1 protein-coding gene is annotated in these 3,881 nt (G+C 77.4%); it reads right to left on the bottom strand.

Annotated elements, in window-relative coordinates:
• Positions 1–3,881: type I polyketide synthase (locus CCN44_RS46800; RefSeq protein WP_244204019.1), on the bottom strand; the 3,881-nt coding region annotated here is incomplete at both ends.

The raw sequence follows: 3,881 nt of genomic DNA, 5'->3' as shown, positions 1-3,881 counted from the left end.
CGGCCGCCGGGCCGGTGTCGCCCACCGCCAGGACCCGGGCCAGGAGGTCCGGGTACTCGCGGCCGACGCTGCGGATCAGCCCGTCCAGGCCCGCCGCCCGCAGCGCCCCGGCGCCGTCGGCGGCGCGCACGGCCAGCAGCAGGCGGGGGCCGCACGCCAGCGCCGCCCGGAGCACCGGGAAGGCGTCCGGCAGCACCGGGTGGTCCGGGCCGGGCAGCGCGCCCAGGTGGAGGACGCCGTCGACCGGGCCGTCGGCCGCGCCGAGGAGGTGGCCGTGGCCCAGCGGTACGGTCTCGGCGCCACGGCCGGCGAGCCGCGCGGTGACCTCGGCGACCACGGCTTCGCCGCCGCCCAGGACGACGAACCGCCGGCCGGACAGGTCGGCGGCCCGACCCGGCTCCGGATCCGGCAACGGGACCGGCCGCAGCTCACAGCGCTGGGGGGCGACACCGCGAGGGAGGTCGGCGGCGGAGGCGGAGGTGCCGGCGGCGGAGGCGGACGCGGCGGCCACCCCGGCGGCAGGCATCGGCGCCGACGTACCGGCGGCGGAGACGGACGCGGTGCCGTCCGTGTCCCACTGGCGGGCGACGGCACCCGAGGTACCGGCGGCGGACGTGGCGCCGGCCGGGTCCGGGACCGCAGTCCCCTGGTCGGAGGGCGCCCCCGCCGTCAGTTCGCCGGAGGGCGCCCCCGTCCGGGCCGTCAGCCACGCCGTGACGGCCGCGGCGGTGCGCGCCTTGGCCAGCTCCTCCAGCTCCGCGTCGGCCAGGAGTTCGGCGCCGCCCGCGATCCCGAGGCGCTGGGCGAGTTCGCCCGCGATCTCGGCCCGCTTGATCGAGTCGATGCTGAGGTCGGCCTCCAGGTCCAGGTCGGGCTCGATCATGTCGACGGGGTAGCCGGTGCGGTCGCTGATGACCTCCCGTACGACCCGCTCCACGTCGACCGCGGGATCCGGCTCGACAGGGTCGGCCGACCGCGCGGGGGCGGGCGGCTGCCGGACCGTCTCCACCGGCTCCGCGGTCTCCACCGGCTCCGCGAACCGCACGGGCTCCGCGGCCCGCGCGGGCACCGCGGCTACGACCGGCGCCGGGGTCGTGGCGCCGAAGTAGGTGAGCAGCACGTCCCGCTGTGCGGCGATCATCTCCCGGCTGGTGCGCAGGAACTCGGAGATCAGCGCGTCCCGGTCGGCGGGGACGCCGTTCGGATGGTCGGTCGTCACAGTCGTCTCCACGACGCGTCGGGCCGGCGCGAGGGCGCCGGGCAGGAGGGCTCCGTCGGCGGTGCGGACCAGGTGCCCGTCGACCGTCCAGCCCGGCCGCTTGGGCGCCGGGGTGCGCAGCGCGTCGACCGCGTCCCGGCCCTGGAAGAGCCAGACGGTCCGGACCGGCTGCCCGGCCACGGCGAGTCGGGCGAGGGCGTCGAGCCAGCCGGTCAGGCCGCTGTCGGCCCGTGGTTCGCAGGCGACCGCGCGGTGCGGGCGGTCGCCGAGGATCTGACCGACGAGCCGGGTGAGGACGGTGCCCGGGCCCGCCTCGACGAAGATCCGCGCCCCGGCCTCGTACATCGCCTCGATCTGCGCGGCGAAGGCCACCGGGGCGCCGATCTGGGCGGCGAGTCCGGCGCGTACGGCGTCGGGGTCCGGCGGGTACGGGGCGGCGGTGCGGTTGGCCCAGACGGGGAACTCCGGTGCCCGGACGGGCTTGTCCGCGAGCACCTTGGCGAACCGCTCCCCCGCCGCGGCCACCAGCGGGCTGTGGAAGGCGCACGCCACGGGGATGCGGCGGGCGCCGAGGCCGGCGGCACGCAGTGCCCGTACGGCGGTGTCGACGTCCGCCGTGGGACCGGAGATCACCGTCTGCTCGGGCGAGTTGAGGTTGGCGACGACGACCGAACCGGGTGCCCCGGCCGTGCGCAGCGCGTGGCCGACGGTGTCGGCGGAGGCGCCCACGGCGGCCATGGTGCCGGGCTCGTCGCCGGCCGCCGCGAGGATCGCCGCGGCCCGCTCGGCGCTCAGCTCCAGCAGGGTCTCCGGGTCGAGGGCGCCAGCCGCGGCGAGGGCGACCAGCTCGCCGTAGCTGTGCCCGGCGGCGAGGTCGGGCCGGACACCGGCGGAGGTGAGGAAGGCGTGGGCGGCGAGGCCCGCGATGCCGAGGGCGGGCTGTGCCGTCCGGGTGTCGGTGAGGGCGGCCCGGTGGCGTTCGCGGGCGGTGTCGTCGAAGGCGGCCGGCGGGAAGAGCCGGTCGGCGTGGGCACGGCCGAGGTGCAGGTAGTGCCGCAGCTCGGGCAGGGCGACCAGCAGCTCGCCGAGCATGCCGGTGCGCTGGCTGCCCTGACCGGGGAAGAGGAAGGCGACCCGGCCGACGCCCGGGGCGGGGGCCGGTGGCGCAAGGCCCACCCCGGCACTTGGGCCCGCGTCCGAACCCGGACCCGCGGCATGCAGCCCAGCGCCCGACTCCGCATCCCGGGCCGTATGCACAAGCTCCATCCCGGCACCCGGGCCCGCATCCGAACCCGCGAGACGCAGCCCAGCGCCCGACTCCGCGCCCGGGACCGGATGCGCAAACTCCACTCCCGCACCCGGGCCCGCGAGACGCACCCCGGCACCCGTGTCCGCGTCCGAACCCGCAAGACACAGCTCAGCCCTCGGCTCCGCATCCGGGGCCGGATGAGCACGGCGCACACCCGCGCCCAGGCCCGTATCCGAACCCGCGAGATGCACCCCGGCATCCGGATTCGGCTCCCCCGACAGGACGCGCCGCAGACGCGCGACCAGCTCCGCCGTGTCGCGGGCCACCACCGCCGCCTGTACGGGCTGCTCGGAGGTGTCGGCGCGGCGGGCGGCGGCGAGGGCGAGGTCGCGCAGCCGCCAGGGGCTGCCGGGGGACTCGGCGGCCCGGAGGATCTCCGCGACCTCCCGGTGGGCCGCCGCCTCGTCCCGGCCCCGGAAGAGGAACAGCTCGGCGGGCCAGGCGTCCAGGGCCTGCCGGGGCGGTGGTGCGTCCGCGTACGCGGCCAGGACGGCGTGGAAGTTGGTGCCGCCGAAACCGAACGCGCTCACCCCGGCGAAGCGTTCGGCGGCCGGTGCGGCCCAGGGACGGGCACGGGTGTGGAAGGCGAACGGGCTGTCGGTCTCGTCCCAGGCCGGGTTGGGCCGCTCGACGTGCAGCGTGGGCGGCTTGACGCCGGCGTACAGTGCCAGGGTGGTCTTGATCAGGCCGGCGAGTCCTGCGGCGCACTTGGTGTGCCCGATCTGCGACTTGACCGAGCCGAGCGCGCAGCTGCCGCTCGCGGCGCCCGCCTCGGCGAAGACCTCGCCGAGCACGGTGAGTTCGGTGCGGTCGCCGACGACGGTCCCGGTGCCGTGCGCCTCCAGCAGCCCGACCGCGGCGGGCGGCACGCCGGCGTTGCGGTACGCCCGCCGCAGCGCGGCCCGCTGGCCCTCGGGGCGGGGCGCGGTCAGACCGAGCGAGCGGCCGTCGCTGGCGGAGCCGAGGCCCTTGACCACGCCGTAGATCCGGTCGCCGTCGCGTTCGGCGTCCGCGAGCCGTTTGAGGACCACACAGGCCACGCCCTCGCCGAGGGCGATGCCGTCGGCGGAGGCGTCGAAGGCGCGGGACCGGCCGGTCGGGGAGAGCGCGTGCACGGAGGAGAACAGGACGTAGTCGTTGATGCCGTTGTGCAGGTCGGCGCCGCCGCACAGCACCAGGTCGCTGGTGCCGCCGACGAGTTCCTTGCAGGCGACGTCCAGCGCGGCGAGGGAGGAGGCGCAGGCGGCGTCGACGGTGTAGTTGGCGCCGCCGAGGTCCAGGCGGTTGGCGATCCGGCCGGAGATGACGTTGGCGAGCATGCCGGGGAAGGAGTCCTCGGTGAGCCGGGGCAGC

The organism is Streptomyces tricolor (assembly GCF_002155905.1).
Classification (GTDB): domain Bacteria; phylum Actinomycetota; class Actinomycetes; order Streptomycetales; family Streptomycetaceae; genus Streptomyces; species Streptomyces tricolor.
Note: the sequence above shows the minus strand (reverse complement) of the source record. Positions and strands in the feature narration are given on the sequence as shown.